At 38.0% G+C, this 255-nt stretch carries 1 protein-coding gene; it reads left to right on the top strand.

The features are described from left to right. Positions 1-255: transposase (locus KW850_RS32980; RefSeq protein WP_218351748.1), on the top strand; the 255-nt coding region annotated here is incomplete at both ends.

The raw sequence follows: 255 nt of genomic DNA, 5'->3' as shown, positions 1-255 counted from the left end.
CAAATGTTGGCAATTAAGGGAATAGGGAAAGATACGATTGCAGGATTTTTCTCAGAGGTAGGAGAATTAACTTACTACTCGCACCCAAGACAAATTATCAAATTAGCTGGGCTTAGTCTAAAGGAAATTACATCTGGAAAGCATAAAGGGCAAACCAAAATTACAAAGAGAGGAAGAAAGACCTTAAGAGCTCTCCTCTTTCGAGTAGCAATGCCTTTAGTGGCTAAAAATACTGCGTTTAAAGCTTTACATGAG

The organism is Bacillus sp. sid0103 (assembly GCF_019219025.1).
This window is presented reverse-complemented; position numbering and strand designations above follow the sequence as displayed.